The 24,800-nt window shown below is 65.1% G+C and carries 19 protein-coding genes; 11 read left to right on the top strand and 8 right to left on the bottom strand.

Going from position 1 to position 24,800, the window contains the following annotated elements:
• The first annotated feature begins 83 nt into the window (after positions 1 to 83).
• Together KO539_RS07205 and KO539_RS07200 are read left to right on the top strand one after the other, a co-directional pair.
• Positions 84 to 2,399, top strand: coding sequence for a M43 family zinc metalloprotease (locus KO539_RS07205; protein ID WP_219308099.1), 2,316 nt, complete (start codon positions 84 to 86; stop codon positions 2,397 to 2,399).
• Positions 2,400 to 2,412: 13 nt separating this feature from the next.
• Positions 2,413 to 2,760, top strand: a complete 348-nt coding sequence (locus KO539_RS07200) for a hypothetical protein (RefSeq protein ID WP_158300095.1) — start codon at positions 2,413 to 2,415, stop codon at positions 2,758 to 2,760.
• Here the strand turns inward: KO539_RS07200 and KO539_RS07195 are convergent.
• The 5 genes from KO539_RS07195 to KO539_RS07175 form a co-directional block, all read right to left on the bottom strand.
• Positions 2,757 to 2,945, bottom strand: a complete 189-nt coding sequence (locus KO539_RS07195) for a helix-turn-helix transcriptional regulator (protein WP_035822224.1) — start codon at positions 2,943 to 2,945, stop codon at positions 2,757 to 2,759. The two genes, KO539_RS07200 and KO539_RS07195, sit on opposite strands and share 4 nt — an antisense overlap.
• 190 nt (positions 2,946 to 3,135) lie before the next feature.
• Entirely contained in the window at positions 3,136 to 5,490 is a 2,355-nt protein-coding gene (parC, locus tag KO539_RS07190; protein ID WP_219308097.1) for a DNA topoisomerase IV subunit A, read from the bottom strand.
• Between the two features lie 48 nt (positions 5,491 to 5,538).
• Positions 5,539 to 7,362: a J domain-containing protein gene (locus KO539_RS07185; protein ID WP_219308096.1), complete on the bottom strand. Its 1,824-nt coding sequence runs from the start codon at positions 7,360 to 7,362 to the stop codon at positions 5,539 to 5,541.
• Between the two features lie 12 nt (positions 7,363 to 7,374).
• A complete protein-coding gene (locus tag KO539_RS07180) occupies positions 7,375 to 9,084 on the bottom strand; it encodes a molecular chaperone HscC (RefSeq protein ID WP_278317042.1) in 1,710 nt (569 codons plus the stop codon).
• Positions 9,084 to 11,081, bottom strand: a complete 1,998-nt coding sequence (locus tag KO539_RS07175) for a DNA topoisomerase IV subunit B (RefSeq protein WP_219308094.1) — start codon at positions 11,079 to 11,081, stop codon at positions 9,084 to 9,086. The genes KO539_RS07180 and KO539_RS07175 overlap by 1 nt, the downstream gene beginning before the upstream one ends.
• A 462-nt stretch (positions 11,082 to 11,543) precedes the next feature.
• On the opposite strand from KO539_RS07175, the gene kdpF reads away from it, so the two are divergent.
• The 7 genes from kdpF to KO539_RS07140 all read left to right on the top strand — a co-directional run bounded on the left by kdpF (position 11,544) and on the right by KO539_RS07140 (position 20,580).
• On the top strand, positions 11,544 to 11,633 hold the full coding sequence (gene kdpF, locus KO539_RS07170; RefSeq protein ID WP_034746483.1) for a K(+)-transporting ATPase subunit F: 90 nt from the start codon (positions 11,544 to 11,546) through the stop codon (positions 11,631 to 11,633).
• Positions 11,633 to 13,438 (top strand): potassium-transporting ATPase subunit KdpA, encoded by a 1,806-nt coding sequence (gene kdpA, locus KO539_RS07165; RefSeq protein ID WP_219308093.1) that lies wholly within the window; start codon positions 11,633 to 11,635, stop codon positions 13,436 to 13,438. The genes kdpF and kdpA overlap by 1 nt, the downstream gene beginning before the upstream one ends.
• Positions 13,439 to 13,447: 9 nt before the next feature.
• Positions 13,448 to 15,526: a potassium-transporting ATPase subunit KdpB gene (gene kdpB / locus KO539_RS07160; protein ID WP_219308092.1), complete on the top strand. Its 2,079-nt coding sequence runs from the start codon at positions 13,448 to 13,450 to the stop codon at positions 15,524 to 15,526.
• Positions 15,527 to 15,536: 10 nt separating this feature from the next.
• Positions 15,537 to 16,112: a potassium-transporting ATPase subunit KdpC gene (kdpC, locus tag KO539_RS07155; RefSeq protein ID WP_219308091.1), complete on the top strand. Its 576-nt coding sequence runs from the start codon at positions 15,537 to 15,539 to the stop codon at positions 16,110 to 16,112.
• Positions 16,113 to 16,254: 142 nt separating this feature from the next.
• The gene (locus KO539_RS07150) at positions 16,255 to 19,002 is read left to right on the top strand and encodes a DUF4118 domain-containing protein (protein WP_219308090.1); all 2,748 of its coding nucleotides are present in this window, start codon (positions 16,255 to 16,257) and stop codon (positions 19,000 to 19,002) included.
• The gene (gene kdpE, locus KO539_RS07145; protein WP_219308089.1) at positions 18,999 to 19,697 is read left to right on the top strand and encodes a two-component system response regulator KdpE; all 699 of its coding nucleotides are present in this window, start codon (positions 18,999 to 19,001) and stop codon (positions 19,695 to 19,697) included. The genes KO539_RS07150 and kdpE overlap by 4 nt, the downstream gene beginning before the upstream one ends.
• Before the next feature lie 133 nt (positions 19,698 to 19,830).
• On the top strand, positions 19,831 to 20,580 hold the full coding sequence (locus KO539_RS07140; RefSeq protein WP_219308088.1) for a TorF family putative porin: 750 nt from the start codon (positions 19,831 to 19,833) through the stop codon (positions 20,578 to 20,580).
• A 52-nt stretch (positions 20,581 to 20,632) separates the two neighbouring features.
• On the opposite strand, the gene KO539_RS07135 is transcribed toward KO539_RS07140, so the two are convergent.
• The 3 genes from KO539_RS07135 to KO539_RS07125 are packed head-to-tail and all read right to left on the bottom strand — an operon-like array spanning position 20,633 to position 22,486.
• On the bottom strand, positions 20,633 to 21,142 hold the full coding sequence (locus tag KO539_RS07135; protein WP_257626126.1) for a cobyrinic acid ac-diamide synthase: 510 nt from the start codon (positions 21,140 to 21,142) through the stop codon (positions 20,633 to 20,635).
• Between the two features lie 10 nt (positions 21,143 to 21,152).
• Positions 21,153 to 22,190, bottom strand: coding sequence for a 4-hydroxy-tetrahydrodipicolinate synthase (gene dapA, locus KO539_RS07130; protein ID WP_219308086.1), 1,038 nt, complete (start codon positions 22,188 to 22,190; stop codon positions 21,153 to 21,155).
• On the bottom strand, positions 22,187 to 22,486 hold the full coding sequence (locus KO539_RS07125; RefSeq protein WP_225242621.1) for a hypothetical protein: 300 nt from the start codon (positions 22,484 to 22,486) through the stop codon (positions 22,187 to 22,189). The genes dapA and KO539_RS07125 overlap by 4 nt, the downstream gene beginning before the upstream one ends.
• Positions 22,487 to 22,705: 219 nt before the next feature.
• On the opposite strand from KO539_RS07125, the gene KO539_RS07120 reads away from it, so the two are divergent.
• Positions 22,706 to 23,713 (top strand): gamma-glutamyl-gamma-aminobutyrate hydrolase family protein, encoded by a 1,008-nt coding sequence (locus KO539_RS07120; protein WP_219308084.1) that lies wholly within the window; start codon positions 22,706 to 22,708, stop codon positions 23,711 to 23,713.
• On the top strand, positions 23,710 to 24,789 hold the full coding sequence (locus KO539_RS07115; RefSeq protein WP_219308082.1) for an alginate lyase family protein: 1,080 nt from the start codon (positions 23,710 to 23,712) through the stop codon (positions 24,787 to 24,789). The genes KO539_RS07120 and KO539_RS07115 overlap by 4 nt, the downstream gene beginning before the upstream one ends.
• The last annotated feature ends 11 nt before the right edge of the window (positions 24,790 to 24,800 follow it).

Genomic DNA, 24,800 nt, shown 5'->3' with positions numbered 1-24,800 from the left:
TGCGCTTGCCAGTCTTGATCTGGCGCAAATGCTCCGCTTTTCGCCGTGCCATAGTGAACTGGCAAACAGACGAAGGAGACATCATGAGCACCGCTAAAACGAAAAAATCACCGGCCACCGGGTCGGCGGAAGGCGCGCCAGCCATGTCCGCCACGCAGTCCATGCCGGTCGAGGGCGACATGCAGGCTGGCGCCGATGCGGCGGGCGGCGACGCCATGCCGGGGCTGCGCCTGGGCGTGTCATATGCCGACCAGGCGGCGCTCACCCAGGGGGCGTCCGCTGCGGATGCCTACGCCATGCCGGGCGGCGGCATGCAGCAGGCGCCGCAGGGCATGGCGGGCGCCAGCTGCATGCAGGTCGGCGGCGGCGGCATGGGCGGCGATGGTGGCGATAGCGGAGGCAATGGCGGTGATGGGGGGCAGGGCGGCGGCACGCCGCAGACGCGCACCTGCGCCACGATGGACGTGCATCGGCGCCTGCTGACCGAAGACCCATCGTATGCGAACGTGCGCGCCGATATCGAAAACCTGGCCGGATTGTACGAGGGCGACGCCAGCATTGCGGGGCGTGCCGGCGTGACGCACATCCCGGTGGTGGTGCACGTGGTGTGGAATACGGCTGCGCAGAATATTTCGGATGCGCAGATCGCCAGCCAGATCGATGTGCTGAACCGCGATTTCCGCCGCGTCAACCCGGACGTCAACAGCACGCCGGCGCCATTCCTGCCGCTGACGGCCGACGCGCGCGTGGAGTTCGCGCTGGCCACGACCGATCCGCATGGCGCGGCCACCAGCGGCATCGAGCGGCGCCAGACGACGGTGGCCTCGTTTGGCGCGGACGATGCCGTCAAGTCGCAGGCGACGGGCGGCATGGATGCCTGGCCGGCCGACAGCTACCTGAATATCTGGGTCTGCCAGCTCGGTGGCGGCTTGCTCGGTTATGCGCAGTTTCCCGGCGGCCCGGCCGCGACCGACGGCGTGGTGATCCTGCAATCGGCCTTTGGCACGACGGGCACGGCGGCGCCGCCGTTCCACCTGGGGCGCACGGCCACGCATGAAATTGGCCACTGGCTGAATCTGAACCATATCTGGGGCGACGACGGCACCGGGTGCTCGGGCACGGACAACGTGGCCGACACGCCGAACCAGGGCGGGCCGAACACGGGCCAGCCCTCGTTTCCCCAGGTGTCGTGCAATAACGGGCCGAATGGCGACATGTTCATGAACTACATGGATTACGTCGACGATCCCGCCATGTTCATGTTCACGGCCGGCCAGGTGGCGCGCATGCAGGCTTGCCTCGATGGCCCGCGCGCCAGCATCGGCACGGGCGGAACGGGCGCAGGCGCCACGCCGCGCCAGAGCTCTTCTCCCGTCGTCGCCTGGGGCGCGAACCGCCTCGACGTCTTCGTGGTGGGCACGGATCGCGCGCTGTACCACAAGGCCTGGAACGGCACGGCCTGGGCGCCGTCCGTCACCGGCTATGAAGGGCAGGGCGGCATTTGCACCAGTGCGCCGCAAGTGGTGTCGTGGGCGCCGAACCGGCTCGACGTATTCGTCACGGGCACCGACAGCGGCTTGTTCCACAAGTGGTGGAACGGCACGGCCTGGGGACCGTCCCTGACCGGTTACGAAGCGATGGGCGGCTTGTGCGTGGGCGACCCGCGCGCCGTGGCCTGGGGACCGAACCGCCTCGACGTGTTTGTCGTCGGCACGGATCGCGGCCTGTATCACAAGTGGTGGAACGGGTCCGCCTGGGGGCCGTCGCTGACGGGGTACGAAGCCATGGGCGGCGTCTGCCTGGGCCAGCCGGAAGCCGTGGCGTGGGGGCCGAACCGCCTCGATGTCTTCGTCGTCGGCACGGATCGGGCCCTGTACCACAAGTGGTGGAACGGCACGGCCTGGGGACCGTCGCTGACGGGCTATGAACGGCTGGGCGGCATCTGCACCTCGTCGCCAAAGGCCGTGGCGTGGGGACCGAACCGCCTCGACGTTTTCGTCACGGGTACCGACGGCGCCCTGTATCACAAATGGTGGGATGGCGCGAAATGGGGGCCTTCCAACGATGGTTTCGAGCGCCTGGGCGGCGTCTGCGTGGGCGAGGTGGAAGCCGTGTCGTGGGGACCGAACCGGCTCGACCTGTTCGTCATCGGCACGGACAGCGCCCTGTACCATAAGGCCTGGAATGGATCCGCGTGGTCTCCCTCCGTGACGGGTTTTGACAACCTGGGCGGCGTGTGCACCTCGCGGCCGCGCGCCACGGCCTGGGCGCCGAACCGCCTCGACGTGTTTGTCACGGGCACGAACGGCGCCCTGTTCCACAAGGCGTGGAACGGCGCGGCCTGGTCGCCGTCCGTGAGCGGTTATGAAAGCCTGGGCGGCGTGGTATCGTGTTTCTGAGGGAGGGATCGCCATGCACGGCATGACAACGGCACTGCCCAGCGGCAGCTGGACGCATTCGTTCGAGGAGGATGCGGACGGTATCGAGGTGTACCGGCCCACGGCCAAGTTTGTCTTTCCTCCCAGCCGCAAGGGGCGCAAGGTGCTGGAGTTCGGCGCGCCCGCCGGCGCCATGGCGCAAGGGGCGGCGACCTTGACGTCCATGGCGCCCGGCCCCGACGACCGGCCCCGCGCCGGTTCCGTGACCCGGCTGGTGCCCCTGGGCATGGGCCGCTATGCGCTCGGTGATGGCGCAGGCGCGCAGGGCGTGATCGACATCGTCGAAGCGACGCCCGACATGCTGCGCCTGGCGCGGCGCTAAGGCTGGCCGCGCAGCTTGTGCGCGAGCGCCGTGCGGTTGCCCACGCCCAGTTTCTGGTAAATCGCATGCAACTGGTTGCGCACGGTGGCTGGCGACTTGCCCAGTTCCCTGGCGATGCTTTTATACGGCAATCCTTCGGCCGCCATGGCCGCCACCAGCCGCTCGGCCGGGGTCAGACGCTGCATGGCAGCCTGCCTGAAACCTTGTTTGTCATCCTTGTTCTCCTGTCAGTTGGCGGCATGCCGGTGGCATGCCTGCAGGGATAACGGGGACGCGGCGCGTATCTGCAAAACTATCTGTAAAACTATGTTGTCCGCGGCGCCAGGCGAAAAAAAAGACAGGCGAACCTGTCTTTTTTGTATGGTGCGATGCCGGTCAGCCGATGGCCGCCATCGACACCGGTTTCAGTTTGGCCGCCAGCGCCTTGCCCTTTTTCGCGCGCTTGCCGAAGTGCTCGGCCAGGGCCGTGGCGCCCAGCGACGCATCCTGCGGTTTCGAGGCCCGGCCGATGCCCGAGACCACCACGCCGCGCTGGGTGATCGGCTGCACGGCCAGCAGCTTGTCTTTCGCATCGAGGTCGATCAGCTTGACGCCGGTGCCGCCCTTGGACAGGGTTTTCATTTCATCGAGGCCGAACACCAGCAGGCGCGCGCCTTCCGTCAGGCAGGCCAGGGCGCTGGCCGCCTCGGGGATGACTTTCGGCGCCAAAGGCAGGTCGCCGTCGTCCAGGGTGATGAAGGCCTTGCCGCCTTTCAGACGGCTCGTCATGTCGCCCGCCTTGGCGATGAAGCCGTAGCCCGCGCTCGACGCCAGCAGCAAATTGGTGGCGCCATTGCCCGCAAAGTAGTGCAGGATGCGCACGGCGTTGCCGGGCGTGCCGCCGCTCAGGTCGCACAAGGTCGTGATCGGCACGCCGTCGCCGCGTGCATTGGGCAGGGCCGAGACGGGAACCGAGTAAATCTTGCCGTTGTTGCCAAAGCCCAGCAGGGTGTCGACCGTGCGGCATTCGAAGGCGCCATGCAGGCTGTCACCGGCCTTGAACGTGAATTGCGCCGCATCGTGGCCGATGCCGGTGCGCGCGCGCACCCAGCCTTTTTCCGAAATGATGACGGTGACCGGTTCATCGACCACCTTTTGTTCCGCCACGGCTTTTTGCGCTTCCTCGATCAGGGTGCGGCGCACGTCGCCGAACTGCTTGGCGTCCGCTTCGATTTCGCGGATGACGGCGCGCTTCATCGAGCCCGGGTTGTCGAGCAGGTCTTGCAAGGACTTTTCTTCCTTGCGCAGCTCGGCCAATTCCTGCTGGATCTTGATCGTTTCCAGGCGCGCCAGCTGGCGCAAGCGGATTTCCAGGATGTCGTCGGCCTGGCGTTCGGAGAGTTTGAACGCTTCGATCAGGGCCGCCTTCGGTTCATCCGAATTGCGGATGATCTGGATCACTTTGTCGATATTGAGCAGGATCGCTTCGCGCCCTTCCAGGATATGGATGCGGTCCTTGACCTTGCCCAGTTTGTAGCCGGTGCGGCGCGTGACGGTCTCGAAGCGGAAATCGATCCACTCGCGCAGGATGTCGCCCAGTCCTTTTTGGCGCGGACGGCCATCGCCGCCTATCATCACCAGGTTGATCGAGGTCGACGATTCCAGCGACGTATGCGCCAGCAGCATCAGCATGAATTCCGTCTGGTCCTGGTTCTTCGACTTCGGCTCGAACACGAGGCGCACGGGCGCGGCGCGGCCCGATTCGTCACGGATGGTGTCGAGCGAATTGAGGATCAGCGCCTTTAGGGCCACCTGGTCCGGCGACAACGCCTTCTTGCCCAGCTTGATCTTCGGATTCGTCAGTTCCTCGATTTCTTCCAGTACCTTTTGCGACGAGGTGCCCGGCGGCAGTTCCGTCACGACGGCTTGCCACTGGCCGCGCGCCAGCTCTTCGATTTTCCAGCGTGCGCGCACCTTCATGCTGCCACGGCCGCTCGCGTACATGTCGGCGATTTGCGAGGGCGGCGTGATGATCTGGCCGCCGCCGGGGAAGTCGGGACCGGGAATGATTGCCATCAGCTCGGCGTGCGTCATCTTCGGATCGCGGATCATGGCGACGGCCGCCTTGGCCACTTCGGCCAGGTTGTGCGACGGGATTTCCGTCGCCAGGCCCACGGCGATGCCGGAGGCGCCGTTCAGCAGCACCATCGGCAGGCGCGCCGGCAGCAGCTTCGGTTCTTCCGTCGAACCGTCGTAGTTGGGCTGGAAGTCCACCGTGCCCATGCCGATTTCATCCATCAGCAGCTTGGCGATCGGCGTCAGACGCGCTTCCGTATAACGCATGGCCGCCGCGCCATCGCCGTCGCGCGAGCCGAAGTTGCCCTGGCCGTCGATCAGCGGGTAGCGCAAGGAAAAATCCTGCGCCATGCGCACCAGCGCGTCGTACACGGACTGGTCGCCGTGCGGATGCAATTTACCGAGCACGTCGCCGACCACGGCCGCCGATTTGCGGGGCTTCGCCGTGGAGTTCAGGCCCAGCTCATTCATCGCATACAGGATGCGGCGCTGCACCGGCTTCTGGCCATCGCACACGTCGGGCAGGGCGCGGCCCTTGACGACGGAGATGGCGTAATCGAGATAGGCGCGCTCGGCAAAGGTGGACAGGGTCAGCGCTTCGCCGTCGAATACCGGTTCATCCGGCTCGATCGGCTCAGGCTGGGCATCGTCAAATAAATTGGTTTGTGTGGACATGGCGCTTGTTTCGGTGTTAAGTGGTTGCGGTTGAATTCGTGGGGCTGATTATGACAGCCGTGATTTGGAAAAGGACTTGCCGTACGTCAGATACATATAGCGCAGGGTGAAATACAGCACAGCCAGGGCCAGCTCGACGCTGTGATGCAGCATCGGCATGGCGCGGATGGCCGGGGCGTGGCCGGCCAGCACGACGCTGGCGAGGGACGGCACCAGGACCACCGGCCAGATCGTCTTCCATTTGAAATCGGTGGGGGAAAACAGCAAGCCGGCGCACGACCAGGCATACAGCGCGGCGCCGACCAAGGCGGCCGGCAGCTGCTGCACATACAGTAGCGACAGCAAGCCCGCGCAGCCGATCAGCCATGCCGCGCGCAGGCGGGGCAAGAGCGCCTCGGGGAAGCCGCCATCGCCATACAGGCCGGTGGCGCAGCGCAGGGCCAGCGCCGCCAGGCAAAATATCAATGGCATGGCCTCGCCGATGGCCAGCGCCGACGGGCCTTTGCCGCTCATGAACATGGCCGCGAACAGCGACAGGCCCAGACACAGGAGCAGCAGCATGCCATGCAGCAGCTGGCGGTTCATCGCATACGCGAGCAGGGCCGACGCGCACAAGCCGGCCGCGGTAACGAGGCGCACGGTGTCGCTGCGCTCTGGCAGGAACAGCAGCAGTGCCAGCACGAGGTAGGGCGCGATCCAGCCCAGTTGCCGCAAGCCGGGCCGCTGCCACAGCATGGGCAGGCGGTCCTGCAGCGTTTCTTGCAGCGCTTCCAGGCGCGTGAACAGCGGCGCCGGCCAGCGCAAGGCATGCATGGCCAGCAGGGAAAAGGCCAGCGCCTGGAAGCCCAGCAGGCTGGCATAGGCGGCCGTGTCGCCGAGCTTGAAGCCGGCAGCATCGAGCACGCCCGCGAGCATGAAGTGCAGCACGAAACCGAGGCCGCCCGAGGCCAGCGCCGTCTGCTTGAAGTAGCGCTTGGCGTGGACGGCCTGTTCCCATCGCTCGAACAGGTCCGTATCGAGCTTCCAGGCCAGCATCTCGGCGTGCTGCCAGCGTATCGCGTGCAGCAGCTCGCGCAGCTGCAGCGTGAATTTTTGGTCGAACAGCTGGCGCGCGTAGGCGCTTGGCGATTGCTGCGACATGATGCAATCGAGGCCCGGGTAGCTGTCGCGGTTGTCGCTGAAATGGGCGAACGAACGGTCGGCCCGGTAGCGCTGCACGGCAGCGCGCACCAGGTCCCCATGGCTGCGCGCCAGGTAGGAAAAATCGCGGTCCCATCCCAGCTGCTCGAACAGGGCCTGGCGCAGCGACAAGTCATAGCCGGCGCTGGCGCAGTAGCGCAGCGCGCACAGGTCGAATTCCTCGCGCACGTCGAGGTTCAGCATGGCGTCGTCCTGCAGGATGCCGGCCAGTACCTCGCCGGCATCGGCGTGCCGCGAATGATCGAGGAATGCCTGCCACAGACTGGCTGCTTCCTGCGCCGGATCGATGGCGACCACGCCCCACAATTCGGATGGCGGTGCGGGTTCCTGGGCAATGACGCCCCACAGTTCCGCAGGCGGTTCCTGCGCTTCATGCGCGGGTTCGTCGATAACGCCCCACAGCTCGGCCGGTTCCATGGGCGGGGCTTCTGGCGCTGCCGCTTTGGCTTCGACTTCGGCTTCGGCCGCTTGCGCTTCCGGAAACTCCTCGGCAAACAGGTGCGCATGGCGCAGCGCGTACTCATACGCTTCGCGCAGCTCCTGGAAAGCGGCAGGATCGTCTTCGGGACGCGTCACCTTCAGGCGCTTCGCATACGCGCGCTTGAGGGCGCGCTCGTCGCCCGTCGGCTCCGTGCCCAGGATTGCCCACAGGCTGCGCTGTCCGTTGTCCATGCCGCCGTCCATCTACAGGAAGCTCTCGCTCTCGACCTGGCGCAGCACGTCATCCAATGCCTGGCGCGCCTTGCGGATGGTGTTCGGGTCCTGCGTTTCCAGCGCGGCCTGGAAATTGGCCGTGTGCGCCGCCAGGTACTGGCGCACGTCGCCCAGCGACTGTTCGTACAGGCGGTCGGCGCGCGTGACCAGGGTACGGTTTTCCATCTGCTCGCGCGGGTGGATCTTGAGGTCGGCCAGTTCCGCAAAACGCTGCTCGATCTGTTCCGGCGTCATCACGCCCGCATTGTCGCTGATGATCATCTTGTGGCGTTCCTGCGTGGCCAGCACCGTCACTTCCGCTTCCAGCACGCCGCTGACGTCATAGGTGAAGCGCACGTCGATGCCGATCTCTCCCGCCTTTTTTGCGGGGATCGGGAAGCTGATCTTGCCAAGGAAGACGTTGTCGGCCACCAGGCGCGACTCGCCCTGGAAGATCGCCACGTTGATTTCCTTCTGGTTGTCGTGGATGGTGGTGATGTTTTCCGTGCGCGACACGGGCACCACGGAATTGCGCTCGATGATGGGCAGGTAATGCCCGCCTTCATACTGGTTCGCGCCGACCTGGCGCGAAATCGAAATGCCGAGCGAATACGGCGCCACGTCCGTCATGACCACTTCATCGAGGGCCGCGTCGCGCATCTTCAGGCCCGCCTGCACGGCGGCGCCCAGCGCCACGGCTTCGTCCGGGTCCAGGTGGATGGCGGGGAAGCGGCCGAACATGCGCGAGACGAGTTTGCGCACCAGCGGCATGCGCGTGGCGCCGCCGGCCAGCACCACTTCATTCAATTCCGCGGCGCGGATGGTGGCGTCGCGCAGCGCCCGTTCCACGGGCAGGCGCAAGCGGGCCAGCAGGGGCTCGCACAGCTGCGCCAGTTTGTCTTCGCCGATCTCCCAGCTGTATTCCTTGTCCTGGTAGCGCGTGGCCATGCGCGCGGACGGCTGGTCCGACAGCAGGCGCTTGACGCGCTCGGCTTCATCGCGCAGCAGCTGTTGCTGGCGCGGGTCGAGCAGGCGGCTGCCGACGGCGTCGCGCAAGCCGCTGCCTTCCATGAAAGCGTCGACCAGCACGGTGACGAAGTCTTCGCCGCCCAGAAAATTGTCGCCGGCCGAGGCCCGCACTTCCATCACGCCTTCGAACAGTTCGAGGATCGACACGTCGAAGGTGCCGCCGCCCAGGTCGAAGACGAGAAATTTGCTTTCCTGTTCCTTGTCGCGGATGCCGTAGGCCAGCGCGGCGGCCGTCGGCTCGTTCAGCAGGCGCTCGACGCGCAAGCCCGCCAGCTGGCCGGCGATGCGCGTGGCCTTGCGCTGCGCATCGCTGAAATACGCGGGCACGGTGATGATGGCTTCCTCGACCTTGTGGCCGAGGAAGGCTTCGGCATCTTCCTTCAGCGCGCGCAGCACCATCGACGACAGCTCTTCCGGGCGGAATTGCTGCGTGCCGAGAGTGATCTTCTTTTCACTGCCCATGTAGCGCTTGAACACGGCCGCCGTCAGCTGCGGGTGCGTCTGCAGGCGCTCGCGCGCGGCGCGGCCCACCAGCACGGTGCCGTCGTCATCGATGCTGACGCACGACGGCGTCAGGTGCTCGCCGAGCGCATTCGGGATGATGGAAGCCTTGCCGTCGCGCCAGATGGCGACCAGGCTGTTGGTGGTGCCCAGGTCGATGCCGATGATCATCAGATATCCGCCTCCGCCTCATTGCCGTGTTCCTCGATCCAGGCGCGGCGTCCGGCCGCTTCGCCCTTGCCCATCAACATATTGAAGCGCGAGGCCGAGGCCATGTGGTCGACTTCACCGAGGGTTACGGGCAGCAGGCGGCGCGTGTCCGGGTTCATCGTCGTTTCCCACAGCTGCTCGGCGTTCATCTCGCCCAGGCCCTTGAAGCGCGAGATCGACCAGGCGCCCTGTTTCACGCCTTCCTTGCGCAGCTTGTCTTCGATGGCGACCAGTTCGCCGTCGTCGAGCGCGTAGATTTTCTGCATCGGCTTCTTGCCGCGCGCGGGCGCGTCCACGCGGTACAGGGGCGGGCGGGCGATGCAGATGTGGCCCTTGTTGATGAGGACGGGGAAGTGCTTGAAGAATAAGGTCAGCAGCAGTACCTGGATGTGCGAGCCGTCCACGTCCGCGTCGGACAGGATGCAGATCTTGCCGTAGCGCAGGCCGGACAGGTCGGGCGAGTCGCCCACGCTGTGCGGATCGACGCCGATGGCCACCGCAATATCGTGGATTTCGTTATTGGCGAACAGGCGGTCGCGGTCCGTTTCCCACGAATTCAAGACCTTGCCGCGCAGGGGCAGGATCGCCTGGAATTCCTTGTCGCGGCCCATCTTGGCCGAACCGCCCGCCGAGTCGCCCTCGACGAGGAACAGTTCATTGCGCGCGATGTCCGACGATTCGCAGTCGGTCAATTTGCCCGGCAACACGGCGACGCCCGAGGATTTTTTCTTTTCCACTTTTTGCAGCGAACGCTGGCGCGACTGCGCCTGCTTGATCACGAGATCGGCCAGCTTCTTGCCGTAATCGACGTGCTGGTTCAGCCACAGTTCCAGCGGCGGCTTGGTGAAGGTTGAAACGAGGCGCACGGCGTCGCGCGAATTCAGGCGTTCCTTGATCTGGCCCTGGAATTGCGGGTCCAGCACCTTGGCCGACAGCACGAACGAAGCGCGCGCGAACACGTCTTCCGGCAGCAATTTGACGCCTTTCGGCAGCAGCGAGTGCATTTCGACGAAGTTTTTCACGGCGCCGAACAGGCCGTCGCGCAAGCCCGATTCGTGCGTGCCGCCATTCGAGGTGGGGATCAGGTTGACATACGATTCGCGCACGATGGCGCCTTCTTCCGTCCATGCCACCACCCAGGCCGCGCCTTCGCCTTCGGCAAAGCCTTCCGAATCAGGGCCCGCGTACTGCGCGCCTTCGAACAGGGGAATTAGGGTTTCGCCATTCGATACCTGCGCCAGCGTTTCGGTCAGGTAGCCGCGCAAGCCTTCCGCGTACTGCCACGTTTGCGTATCGCCCGTTTTCGCGTTGGTGAGCGTGACGGTCACGCCCGGCAGCAGCACGGCTTTCGAGCGCAGCAGGCGTTGCAGCTCCGTTTGCGAGATGTTCGGCGAATCAAAGTATTTCGCATCGGGCCAGGTGGTGACGCGCGTACCCGATTTTTTGCCGTCGCGCGGGGCGGGGCGGGAAGTCAAGGGCTCGATCACGTCGCCATTCGCAAACACCATGTGGTGCAGGCCATTGCCGTCGCTTTCCTTGCGCCAGACGGTGATTTCCAGGCGCGTCGACAGCGCATTGGTGACGGATACGCCGACGCCGTGCAAGCCGCCCGAGAATGCGTAGGCGCCGCCCGAACCCTTGTCGAACTTGCCGCCCGCATGCAGCCGTGTAAACACGATTTCCACCGTCGGCACGCCTTCTTCCGGGTGCAGGCCGACGGGAATGCCGCGGCCATTGTCTTCGACGGTGATGCTGCCGTCCGTGTTTTGCGTGACGGCGATATGCGTGCAATGACCGCCCAGCGCCTCGTCGGAGGCATTGTCGATCACTTCCTGAATGATGTGCAGCGGATTTTCAGTGCGGGTGTACATCCCCGGGCGCTGCTTGACGGGTTCCAGTCCTTTCAGGACACGGATGGATGATTCGCTGTAGTCGGATGCTGGTTTTTTAGTGGCCATACGTGTTCAAGCTAAGTAAAGACAGTGGTTGGAACGCCAGGCCAGGGCACTGCGGGCGCAATGACAGCGGCGGCGATAACTGTATGAATATACAGTATATCCCGTCCAGCGTCACTGGGGGAGGGCAGTGCGGCAGGCTTGGCGTCCTTGTGCGGACGCTCGCGCATTCTATCTTGTCCCGCGAGCAATAGCGCTACTCCAAGGCAACAACAGTGCGCCGCGCGCGTGGTTTTGCGCCAATTGTGATGGATTTTATGCGGTAAAGCTCCCGTTTTTACATCTTGTTTACATGCACCTCCCCAGTCTTTACGAATTTTTTAGACCCTTTTGGCTAATCTGCTCACTATCAAAACAAACCTGTGTGAGGGTGGGAATGGATCTCGTGTATCTCGGCTTGATTGCCGTGTTTTTCGTCGTGGCGGCCGGCTTTGCCGTCGCCTGCGACAAATTAGGGAGCGTCAAATGAACGCGTTTTATGTGCTGGGCGCCGTCGTCTCGGCTGGTTTGCTCGTGTACCTGCTGGTAGCGCTGCTGAAGGCGGAGGAACTGTGATGACGACGCAATCGATATTGTTATTGGTAGCTTTCCTGGCCGTGCTGCTAGCCGCCGGCTATCCGCTCGGCCTGTACATGGCCAAGGTGGCGGGCGATGCCCCCGTGCGCGGCCTGGGCTGGCTGCAAAAGCTGGAAAACCTGCTGTACCGCTGGTCCGGCCTGCCCGCCGACAAGGCCATGGGCTGGAAAAGCTATGCCATCGCCCTGATCGTCTTCAATACCGTGGGCGCCGTCTTCGTCTACGGCCTGCAGCGCCTGCAGGGCTTTTTACCGTTGAATCCACAGGGCCTGGGCGCCGTCAGCCCCGACTCCTCGTTCAATACCACCGTCAGCTTCGTCGCCAATACCAACTGGCAGGGCTATGGCGGCGAACAGACCATGAGCTATCTGACCCAGATGCTGGGCATGGCGTGCCAGAACTTCTTCTCGGCGGCCACCGGCATCGCCGTGATCTTCGCGCTGGTGCGCGGCTTCGCTTCGCGTTCGGGCAAATCGATCGGCAATTTCTGGGTCGACCTGGTGCGTTCCACCCTGTACATCCTGTTGCCGCTCTCCTTGGCCCTGTCCGTCGTCTTCATGGGTGAAGGCATGATCCAGAATTTTTCCGCCTACAAGGAAGTGACCCTGCTCGACCACGTGGCGTATGAAACGCCGAAAGTGACGGCCGACGGCCAGCCCGTGCTCGATACGGCCGGCAAGCCTGTAATGGAAGCGCAAGTGGCGACCACGCAGACGATCGCCATGGGCCCCGTCGCTTCGCAGGAATCGATCAAGCTGCTGGGCACGAATGGCGGCGGCTTCTTCAACGCCAATTCCTCGCACCCGTATGAAAACCCGACCGCGCTGTCGAACTTCCTGCAGATGCTGGCCATCTTCATCATTCCCGCCGGCCTGTGCTTCACCTTCGGCCGCATGGTGGGCGACCTGCGCCAGGGCTGGGCCGTGCTGGCCGCCATGAGCCTGATCTTTGTCGTCATGACTGCCGGCGTGATGAGCGCCGAGCAGCAAGCCAATCCCGCCTTGCAAGCGCTGGGCGTGGACCAGCAGGCCAGCAGCCTGCAATCGGGCGGCAATATGGAAGGCAAGGAAACGCGCTTCGGCATCAGCTCCTCGACCCTGTTCGCGGCGGTGACGACGGCGGCATCGTGCGGCGCCGTCAATTCCATGCACGACTCTTACATGCCCCTGGGCGGCATGGTGCCGCTGCTGCTGATGCAGTTCGGCGAAGTGGTCTTCGGCGGCGTGGGCACGGGTCTGTACGGCATGCTGATGTTCGCCATCCTGGCCGTCTTCATCGCCGGCCTGATGATAGGCCGCACGCCTGAATACCTGGGCAAGAAAATCCAGGCGTATGAAATGAAGATGGTCTCGCTGGCCATCCTGATCACGCCAGCCCTCGTCTTGACGGGCACGGCGATCGCCGTGATGGTCGAACCGGGCAAGATCGGCGTGGCCAATCCGGGTGCGCACGGCTTCTCGGAAATCCTGTACGCCTTCACGTCGGCAGCCAACAACAACGGCAGCGCGTTTGCCGGCCTGTCCGCCAACACGCCTTTCTACAACGTGATGCTGGCGATCGCCATGTGGTTCGGCCGCTTCGGCGTGATCGTGCCCGTGCTGGCGGTGGCCGGTTCGCTGGCGGCCAAGCAGCGCCTGTCGGCCAATGCCGGCACCATGCCCACGCACGGCCCCATGTTCATCGGCTTGCTGATCGGCGTCGTCGTGCTGGTCGGTGTATTGAATTACGTTCCCGCGCTGGCCCTGGGCCCGATCGTCGAACACCTGCAACTTTTCATCAAATAAGAGGCTACCATGTCACGCACAAGCCTGACTTTGTTCGATTCCGCACTGATCGGCCCCGCCGTCGTCGATGCGTTCAAAAAACTCGACCCCCGCACGCAGTGGCGCAGCCCCGTGATGTTCGTCGTCTATGTAGGCAGCATCATCACGACCCTGCTGGCCATCCAGGCCCTGAATGGCCAGGGCGAGGCACCCTTCGGCTTCATCCTCGCCGTCGCCGTGTGGCTGTGGTTTACCGTGCTGTTCGCGAATTTCGCCGAAGCGCTGGCCGAAGGCCGCAGCAAGGCGCAGGCGGCCTCGCTGCGCGCCCTCAAGCAGACGGTGATGGCAAAGAAAATGCAGACGCCGAAATACGGCACTTCCTGGCTGCCCACGCCGGCCACCGACCTGCGCAAGGGCATGACGGTGCTGGTGGAGGCGGGTGACGTGATTCCCGCCGATGGCGAAGTGACGGCCGGCGTGGCTTCCGTCGACGAAAGCGCCATCACGGGCGAATCGGCGCCCGTCATCCGCGAATCGGGTGGCGACTTTTCCGCCGTCACGGGCGGCACCCGCGTGCTGTCGGACTGGCTGCTGGTGCGCGTCTCCGTCAACCCCGGTGAAGCGTTCATCGACCGCATGATCGCCATGGTCGAAGGCGCCAAGCGCCAGAAGACGCCAAATGAAATCGCCCTGACGATTTTACTGGTGGCCCTGTCGATCGTGTTCCTGATCGTCACCGTGACCTTGCTGCCGTATTCGCTGTTTTCCGTGGCGGCGGCCGGCAGTGGCACGCCGGTGACGATCACGGTGCTGATCGCGCTGCTCGTGTGCCTGATTCCGACCACCATCGGCGGTCTGTTGTCCGCCATCGGCGTGGCCGGCATGAGCCGCATGATGCAGGCCAATGTGATCGCCACGTCTGGCCGCGCCGTGGAAGCGGCCGGTGACGTGGACGTGCTGCTGCTCGATAAAACGGGCACCATCACCCTGGGCAACCGCCAGGCGTCAAGCTTCGTGCCGGCACCCGGCGTGACGGAGCAGCAGCTGGCCGATGCGGCGCAACTGGCCTCGCTGGCCGATGAAACGCCGGAAGGGCGCAGCATCGTCGTGCTGGCCAAGCAGAAGTTCAATATCCGCGAACGCGAGATGGCCAGCCTGCACGCCACCTTCGTGCCCTTCACGGCGCAAACACGCATGAGCGGTGTGGATATCCCGGGCGAGCAGCAGGTGCGCCAGCTGCGCAAGGGCGCGGCCGATTCCATGAAAAAGTATGTGGAAGCGCTGGGCCAGCCGTATCCGGCCGAGGTGGGACGCGCCGTCGACGACATCGCGCGCCGTGGCAGCACGCCGCTGGTGGTGGTCGACGATGGCAAGGTCATGGGCGCCGTGGAGCTGAAGGATATCGTCAAGGGCGGCATCAAGGAGCGCTTCGCGGAACTGCGCCGCATGGGCATCAAGACCGTCATGATCACGGGCGACAACAAGCTGACGGCGGCGGCGATTGCGGCCGAAGCGGGCGTGGACGATTTCCTCGCCGAGGCGACGCCGGAAGACAAACTGAAACTGATACGCAGCTACCAGTCCGAAGGCCGGCTGGTGGCGATGACGGGCGACGGCACCAACGACGCTCCGGCGCTGGCGCAGGCCGATGTGGCCGTGGCCATGAACTCGGGCACGCAGGCGGCAAAGGAGGCGGGCAATATGGTCGACCTGGATTCGAACCCGACCAAGCTGCTGGAAATCGTTGAAATCGGCAAGCAGATGCTGATGACGCGCGGTTCGCTGACGACGTTCTCGATTTCGAACGACATCGCCAAGTATTTCGCCATTATCCCGGCCGCCTTCGTGGGCACGTATCCGCAATTGAAAGCGCTCGACATCATGCATTTGGCCAGCCCCGCGTCGGCCATCATGTCGGCCGTGATCTTCAATGCCCTGATCATCGTCGTGCTGATTCCGCTGGCCCTGAAAGGCGTGCAATACCGGGCCATCGGCGCGGCCAGCCTGTTGCGCCGCAATCTGCTGATCTACGGCCTGGGCGGCATCGTCCTGCCCTTCATCGGCATCAAGCTGATCGACATGCTGCTGTCCGCACTCAATTTAGTCTAAAGGAACCATCATGAGCACCATCGTACGTCCCGCCCTGGTCCTGTTTGCCGCGCTGACCGTGATCTGCGGCGTCGTCTATCCGTTTGCCACGGCCGGCATCGGCCAGCTGGCTTTCAGCGATGAAGTTAACGGCAGCATCGTCGAGCGTGGCGGAAAACCCGTCGGCTCGACCCTGATCGGCCAGTCCTTCACCTCGCCCAAGTACTTCTGGGGCCGTCCATCGGCCACCGCGCCGATGGCCAATAACGGCGCCGGTTCGGGCGGCTCGAACCAGGGGCCGAGCAATCCGGCCTTGGTGGACGCCGTCAAGGCGCGCATCGCCGCCCTGAAGGAGGCTGACCCAGGCAATACGCGCGCCATTCCCGTCGACCTGGTGACGGCGTCGAGCAGCGGCCTGGATCCGGAAATCAGCCTGGCCGGTGCCCTGTACCAGGCGCCGCGCGTGGCCCGCGTGCGCGCCGTGCCGCTGGCGCAGGTGGAAAACGCCATCGCCAAGGTGCAGAAGACCGCGTATATCGGCTTTTTCGGCGAACCACGCGTGAATGTGCTGGAACTGAACCTGGCGCTCGATGCCATGGCGAAGTAAGCTGGCAATAGCGCGCAGGTCGGCGCAGGTCGGCTTAGCGCAGCGTAAGCCGACACCACCACTGTCCAGGCCAACGATGTTGTCGGATTACGCGCTTGCGCGCTAATCCGACCTACAAAGCCCAAGAAGATTAAAATACAACATGCTCCCCAACGACAGCCAACGCCCCGACCCTGATGCCCTGCTGGCGCAAGTGCAGGCGCAGGAAAAGAAAGCCGCGCGCGGCCGGCTGCGCATCTATTTTGGCGCCTCGGCCGGCGTCGGCAAGACTTACGCGATGCTGGCCGCCGCCCGCAAGCTGCTGGCCGATGGCCAGGATTTGCTGGTAGGCGTGGTGGAGACGCATGGGCGCCAGGATACGGCGGCCCAGCTTGACGGGCTGCCCGTGCTGCCCTTGAAGGCCATCGAGTACCGGGGCAAGACTCTGTACGAGTTCGACCTGGACGAAGCGCTGCGCCGCGCGCCGCCGCTGATATTGATGGATGAACTGGCCCATTCGAACGTGGCCGGTTCGCGCCATCCGAAGCGCTGGCAGGATGTCGAGGAATTGCTGGCGGCCGGCATCGACGTGCTGTCGACCGTCAACGTGCAGCACCTGGAAAGCCTCAACGACGTGGTGGGGGGAATTACCGGCGTGCGCGTGGCCGAAACCTTGCCCGATACGGTGTTCGACCGCGCCGATGAAGTGGTGCTGGTCGATATCCCCGCCGATGAACTGCTGCGCCGCCTGAAGCAGGGCAAGGTGTATCAGCCGTTGCAGGCCGAGCGGGCGTCGCAGCATTTTTTCCGCAAGGGGAATTTGATCGCGCTGCGCGAACTGGCCTTGCGCCGCACGGCGGACCGGGTGCAGGACGACGTGCAAGCCTACCGCGTCGAAAAATCGATTAACCCTGTATGGAAGACGGGCGCCGCGCTGCTGGCCTGCGTGGGGCCGCATGCGGGTGGCGAGCATGTGATCCGCAGCACGGCGCGCCTGGCCAGCCAGCTGAATGCGGAATGGCATGCGCTGTACGTGGAAACGCCGCGTTTGCAGCGTCTGCCGGCGGGCCAGCGCGAGCGCATCCTGAAAACCTTGAAACTGGCGCAGGACCTGGGCGCGCGCACGGCCATTGTGCCGTCGGCCGACATCGCCGGCGCCGTGGTCGAGTATGCGCGCAATGCGAATATCTCGAAAGTGATCGTGGGCCGTGGCCGTGCCAACTTCAATGTGCTGGCGCGCCTGTGGCAGGCGCCGCCGGCCGCGCGCATGGCCAGTCTGGCGCCCGATATCGATTTGATCGAGGTGGGCCTGCCGCCAGCCGATGCGGCGCCCCGGCGCGCAGCCGGCGACGACGCGGAAGCGCCGCGGCGGTCATCGCGCCATTGGCGCTACATTTTGGCCGCCGGCGCCAGCCTGGCCACGGCCCTCGCCTTGCTCCCCTTGCAGCCTTATCTTGACCTGGCCAATATCGCCATGCTGTCCTTGCTGACGGTGGTGCTGGTGGCCGTGCGCCTGGGGCGCGGGCCGGCGGCGCTGGCCAGCCTGGTGGGCGTGGCTTGTTTTGATTTCGTCTTCGTGCCACCGCGCTTTTCGTTTGCCGTGGGCGATTTCCAGTACGTGATCACGTTTGGCGTGATGCTGGCCGTGGGCCTGATCACGGGCCACCTGACGGCTGGCCTGCGCTTCCAGGCGCGCGTGGCTTCGCACCGCGAAGCGCGCGCCCGCGCCCTGTATGAATTTTCGCGCGAGCTGTCCGGCGTGCTGCAGACGGAACAGATTTTCGACATCACGAAAAGCGCCATCGAACGGGCTTTCCGTGCGCGCGCCACCTTGCTGCTGCCCGACGACGAGGGAAGCTTGCAGGCTCCGAACGGCGGCGAGGCGCTCGATATCGGCATCGCGCAGTGGGCCTTCGACCATGCGCAGGCGGCTGGGACGGGCACCGACACCTTGCCGGCGTCGCCCATTTTCTACCTGCCGCTGATCGCGCCGATGCGCACGCGCGGCGTGCTGGCGCTGCTGCCGCTCGAGGGCACGCAGCGTGGACGCTGGCTGCTGGTGCCGGAACAGCGCCAGCACCTCGATACCTTTGCCGCCCTGGCGGCCATCGCCCTCGAACGCGTGCACTACATCGACGTGGCGCAGGGCGCGCTGCTGCAGATGGAGTCCGAGCGGCTGCGCAATTCGCTGCTGGCGGCCCTGTCGCACGACTTGCGCACGCCACTGACGTCGCTGGTGGGCCTGGCTGAATCGCTGGCCTTGTCGCGGCCCGCGCTGTCACCCGCGCAGCTGGACATGGCGCGCTCGCTGCAGTCCGAAACCGTGCGCATGAGCGCCCTGGTGGCGAACTTGCTGGACATGGCGCGCATCGAGAGCGGCCAGGTGCGCCTGAACCTGCAATGGCAGGCGCTGGAAGAAGTGGTGGGCAGCGCGCTGCGCGCCAGCGGTCCGCAATTGCAGCAGCATGCCGTGCTGACACAGCTGGCGCCGGACTTGCCGCTGGTGCGCTACGACGCCGTGCTGGTCGAGCGTGTGCTGTGCAACCTGCTGGAAAACGCGGCCAAGTACACGCCGCCCGGCAGCACCATCACGGTCGCGGCCGGGGTGCACGGCCAGTTTTTGCAGGTGACGGTGTCTGACAACGGCCCGGGCTTGCCGCCCGGCCGTGAAGAAGCCATCTTTGAAAAATTCACGCGCGGCGAGCGCGAATCGAACAAGCCGGGCGTCGGACTGGGGCTGGCCATCTGCCGCGCCATCGTCGAAGCCCACGGCGGCACCATCCATGCGCAGCCGCACGCGCCGGGACAGGGCGCCGCCATCGTCTTCAGCCTGCCGCTGGGCACGCCCCCGGCGCCGCCGGAGCTCGAGCCTGATGACGCCAATGATCATGAAACAGGAAAACCAACATGAACGAACCTTCCGCCACCGCCTTGCTGGTCGAGGATGAACCGCAAATCCGCCGCTTCGTGCGCGCCGCGCTGGAAGACGAGGGCTGGCAGATTTTCGAGTCGGCCACCATGCAGCGGGGCCTGATCGATGCCGGCACGCGCCGGCCCGACCTGATCGTGCTGGACCTGGGCTTGCCCGATGGCGACGGCATCGACTTCATCGCCGACATCCGCAAATGGTCGGCCGTGCCCATCATCGTGCTGTCCGCGCGGGTCGACGAGCAGGACAAGATCCGCGCGCTCGATGCGGGCGCCGACGACTACCTGACCAAGCCGTTTGGCGTGGGCGAATTGCTGGCCCGCGTGCGCGCCACCCTGCGCCGCCAGCGCCAGCCCGCCGCCAGCGATGACGGCGTGGTGCAGTTCGGCGACGTGCGCGTCGACCTGAAGGACCGGCTGGTCACGCGCAACAAGCAGCTGGTGCACATGACGCCGACGGAATTTCGTTTGTTGTCCGTGCTCGTGAAAAACGCGGGCAGGGTGGTCACCAATCCGCAGCTGCTGCGCGAAGTGTGGGGGCCGTCGAACAGCGAAAACGGCCACTACCTGCGCATCTACATGGGCCATCTGCGCCAGAAGCTGGAAGCCGATCCGGCCCAGCCGCAGCACCTGCTGACGGAAACGGCCGTCGGTTACCGATTGCTCTTGCCCCTTTAAATAGCTTTCTTCCCCCTGTTTGAAAACAGGCGCCGCGCGCGCCAGGGGGACGTTTTACCTAAAATTTTTGCAGCGGCGGGCCAGCTGCGCCATGTTGGCAAAGGCCCATACCACCCATGAAGAAGAAAAAACCATGAATAAAATGCTACTTGCACTTGCCGTCGCCACTGCTTTTACGGGCAGCCTGGCCCACGCGGACGAGGCCAAGCCCGATAATGAAGTGAGCTTCAACGTGGCCGGCGTATCCGACTACCGCTACCGCGGGATCTCGCAAACGCGCTTGAAACCGGCGCTGCAGGGCGGCGCCGACTACATCAACAATCCGACGGGCCTGTACGCGGGCGCCTGGGCTTCCACCATCAAGTGGACCAAGGATGCGGGCGGCAGCGGCGACGTGGAAGTGGACCTGTATGCGGGCAAGCGCGGCCAGTTGACCAGCGACGTTGGCTATGACGTGGGCGTGCTCGCCTATGTATATGCGGACAACGGCTTGAAGCACGTCGCCGGCCTGGCCAACGCGGATACGCAGGAAGTCTACGGCCAGCTGTCGTATGGCCCCGCTTATATCAAGTATTCGCATGCCGTCTCGAACCTGTTCGGCATCGTCAACAGCAAGAACAGCGGCTACCTGGACATTGGCGCGAATATCGACCTGACGAACGGCTGGACCGGCAACCTGCACGCGGGCCACCAGAAGGTGAAAAACAATGATGCATCGAGCTATACGGACTGGAAAGTGGGCGTTACGCGCGACTTCGGCATGGTGACAGGCGCGCTGGCCGTGATCGGCACGAACGCGGGCAAGTCGGCCTATGCGTCGCCCGTGAATGGCAAATTCATGGGCAAGACGGCGCTGCAGCTGACGGTCAGCAAGACGTTTTAATGGATTGAGTTGACGGAGAGGAGAGGCGGCGCATGCGCCGCCTTTTTAGCGTTTAAGAGCGCAGGTTGAAAACGGCGCAATACAGCTGTCCCAGGCTGACCACGCGGGCGGCCGGAATCTGCGTGGCCAGGGCATGGGCGGGTGCCGCCTGGGTGTCCATTGCCAGCAGGACGCGCAGCTCGGGGTTGACGCTGCGCGCGTGCGCGATGCGGCGCGCCAGACCTGATTGCGCAGTGGCGTCGGCGACGCCGTCGAGCGGCACCACCAGCACGCGCGCGGCGATCAGGGCCGAACGGCTGCCCATGGAGTCGCGGCCCTCGCTGTCGATGACGATGTCATGGTAGCAGTGCACCAAGTGCTCGAGCTCCGGTTGCAAGCCCTTGGCGCTGATGGCGCGCGCCATCAGGCGCGGCCGCGTCAGGCTGCCGTGCATGGCGCCGTCGTGCATGTTCCTGGCCTGCGCCATGGCGCCCTGGCGCGGATCGGCATCGAGCAGCAATACTTTGCGTCCGGCCAGCGCGCGCGAAGCGGCCAGCCGCCCGGCCAGGATGGATTTCTCCATTCCCCCGCGTTCATCCGTGATGGCGATGATCATCTTGGCGTACGGCTGGCATGATGTTGGCAGGGGAGACCAGCTGCAGCAGACAGCCTTCGCGCGGCGCATCCCTGTCGCTGGCTGCCCATGCGGGCAGTGCCAGCAGGGGTTCGAGCGCCGCGGCCAGGGCGGCCTGGCCGGCGGCCGACATCGGTGTCATCGGCAGGCGCAAGGCGTTGCGCAGCTTGCCCTGCATGGCCAGCGCCGCCTTGACGGGAGCTGGATTCGGTTCGGCAAACAGCAGGCGGATGACGGGCAGCATGGTCTTGAACAGGGCGCCGGCGGCGCCGTGGCGGCCCTGTTTGACCAGATGATATAGCTGCGCATACAGGTCGGGACGCACCTGGGCGGCAGCCGACATGGCGCCGTGGCCGCCCATGGACAGGCTGGCCAGCAGCAGGGCATCGTCGCCGCACAAGACGTCCAGGCGCGTGTCGAGCAGCAGTTCGCCCAGCTGCTGCAGCTTGCCGCCCGCTTCCTTGATGGCGACGAAGTGCGAGTCGCGCGCCAGCAGCGCGGCCGTCTGCGGTTCGATATTGACGCCCGTGCGGGCCGGCACGTTGTACAGCACGATGGACTGGTCGGTGGCGGCGGCGATGGCCTGGAAGTGGCGCGCGATGCCGTCCTGCGACGGGCGCACATACGCGGGAGCGGAGATCAGCAGGCCCGCCAGCGGATGGTCGTTGTAGCGCTGCACGGCGGAGACGACACTGCGCGTATCGCTGCCGCCTATCCCCATCACGACGGGAAAGCGGGGGCCGACGGCTTCGAGCACGCTATCTAACAGCATGGTCTGTTCGGCGGCGCTCAGCATGGCCGCTTCGCCCGTGGTGCCGCACACCACCAGGCCATCGATGCCGCTGGCGGCCAGCTCGCACGCGAGCTGCTGGGCCGCGCCGAAGTCGATGTCGCCATCGCCATCATGGAAGGGCGTGACCATCGGCACCCAGATGCCCTGGAAGTGCGCGGTGATGCGCATCGACGACATCGCGTGGTCGCAGGCATACTGGTTCATAGCGATTTCCCCTGGCTGATGCGGCCAAATTCCGCCGCTGGCAGCAGGCGCATGACGGCGTCCATGGTCAAGCGCAGGGCAGGTTCCGTCACGCACAGCCAGACTTTCATGCGTTCGGCATGGTCGACCGCCTCGACGCGCATGAACGACAGCATGCCGCCGCACGTCCTGACGACCAGCTGGCGCAGCTCGGCCAGACAGGCTTTATCGACCGTGATATGCATGAGGAAGGTGGGCAGGCGGGGATGGCGGTGGGGCAGTGCGTGATGTGCGGACAGGCGTGAATGGGGTTCCATGGTGGCTTTGCAGCGGTGGTTGAGGTACGTTCAAGATTAGCAGCGGGGGCGTAAAGATTCTCTAAAAAGCGGGGCCCCCAGCGTAAACGGGGCGTATGCGTTTGCCACCGGCGTGTTGCGTGGATGCCCCGCAGGTATGCTTTTGTTACAAAATTGAATCGTACTTTCGGAAGCAGGGGTTTATATTGAAACCGTTCTCCGCTTTCAGTCAGCCCCGCCATGTCAGACGAAAAAGATCCCCAGCAGCCCCCGTCCACCGACCCAGCGCCACCAGAGCCAGCACCGGCGCGGCCCGACCGGGTGGGCCGCCGGGCGCCCGATGACGAGCACCGTGCGCGCGACACCGCTCCCCGCTACCTGAAGGATAACGACACGCCGCTGGCGCTGGCCTGGCGGGTGATCTCGTCGCGCTACCGCTCCATGCGCGACAAGGCCAGCCGCGATTTCATGCGGCGCACCCTGCGCATCGGCATCTCGGCGCGCATTTTCCACCCCGAGCCGGGCGCCACTGGCCTGCGCAGCAAGAACCTGCAATACCTGGAAGAGTCGATCGCCCAATGGGTCATGTCGCGCGACGTGCTGGTGTTCATGATCCCGACGGTCAATACCAGCGGCCAGCTACACCCGAGCAACATCACCCTGCGCCACTATGCGCGCCACCTGGACGGCCTGGTGCTGCAGGGCGGCGCCGACGTCTCGCCGCAGACATATTCCGAGGCGGCCACGCGGCCCGAATGGAACGGCGACCGCGCGCGCGACCTGTACGAGCTGGAACTGCTGCACGAATTCGTCGATGCGGGCAAACCCGTGCTGGGCATATGCCGCGGCTGCCAACTGATCAACGTGGGCTTTGGCGGCACCCTGTACCAGGACATCGCCTCGGACGTGGAAGGGGCCACCTCGCACGTCAACGACCTGTATGACCGCCACCGCCACACCATCGTCTTCCCGAAAGGCTCGTCCTTGGCGGGCATGTTCCCGAAGACGGGTGAAGCGCTCGTCAATTCCATCCACCACCAGTCGGTCAAGGATCTGGGACGCGACGTCACCGTGGAAGCGTATTCGCAAGGGGACAATATCGTCGAAGCCATCCGCTATCAGCGGGCGCGTTTCGTCATGGGCTTGCAGTGGCATCCGGAATTCCATTCGGCGGGCGGCGTCGAACTGCTCGATTGCACGCCCATCCTCGATAACTTTTTGCGCGCGGCGCGGGAGACGCGGTTTTGAGTACGCATCTGATCCGCCGGCGCACGCTGCTGGCCGGCCTGCTGGCGCTGCCCCTGGCGGGCTTGCGCGCGGCGCCGCGCCCGCATGAGGGGCCGCTGGCGTTTGCGCTGACGTCCGCCGCACGCGCCCGCACGCTCAAGGCGCGGGTGGCGCCGGCCATTGCGGAACAAGTGCTCAAGGCGGCGCGCAAGGATACGGCGCGGCCCGTGCACCTGATGGCCGAAGTGCGCACGGGCGGCTTGCTGAAGGGAGAGGGCGGGCGCGAGACCAGCCAGCAGGCGCAGGAAGACTGGCGTCAGGCGCGCTTGCAGGCCCTGGCCTGGCGGCTGTCGGGCGAGCTGGCGCATTTCGAGGCGGCGCGCCAGCTGCTGCTGGCCTGGAGCGGCAGCTATGCACCCTCGTTCAGTCCCGTCGACGAGACGGAGCTGGCCAGCCTGCTGATGGGTTTTGACTTGGTACAGGAGCGCTTGAACGGCGTCGAGCGCGAACAGATACAGGCGTTTTGCCGCACCCTGGCGCACGGGTATCTGAGTGATCCTATCAAGGTGGGCGGCCCGTCCACGGCGCGCAACAACTGGCATAGCCACCGCATCAAGATCGGCACGGCCGCCGCGTATGTGACGGGCGACGCCTTGCTGATCGCGCGCGCGAAAGAGCGCTTCCTGGCGCACGTGCCGCGCAATATCGGCGCCGGCGGCGTGCCCTTCGACTTCGAACAGCGCGACGCCCTGCATTACACCACCTACAGCCTGGAGCCGCTGCTGACGACGGCCCTGATGGCGCAGGCGCATGGTGACGACTGGTATGGCGCGCCGGAAGCGAAGCGCCTGGCCGAGGCGCTGGCCTGGCTGGCGCCATATGCGCAGGGCAAAAAGACGCACGAGGAATTCGCCAAAAGCGCCGTGCCCTTCGACCGCAAGCGCGTGGCGGCCGGCGAAAAGGGCTTTACGGGGAATTGGGAACCGAAGGGCGCCGCCAATGTGTATTTGCTGGCGGCGCGCTTCGACCCTGCTTACCTGTCGCTGGCCCTGGACTTGCGCCCGCCAGCCTGGGCGCTGGCGCTGTATGGCGCTTAGTGAGAACTGCG

Origin of the sequence: Janthinobacterium sp. NKUCC06_STL, assembly GCF_019345455.1 — a bacterium.
Classification (GTDB): domain Bacteria; phylum Pseudomonadota; class Gammaproteobacteria; order Burkholderiales; family Burkholderiaceae_D; genus Janthinobacterium; species Janthinobacterium rivuli.
Note: the sequence above shows the minus strand (reverse complement) of the source record. Positions and strands in the feature narration are given on the sequence as shown.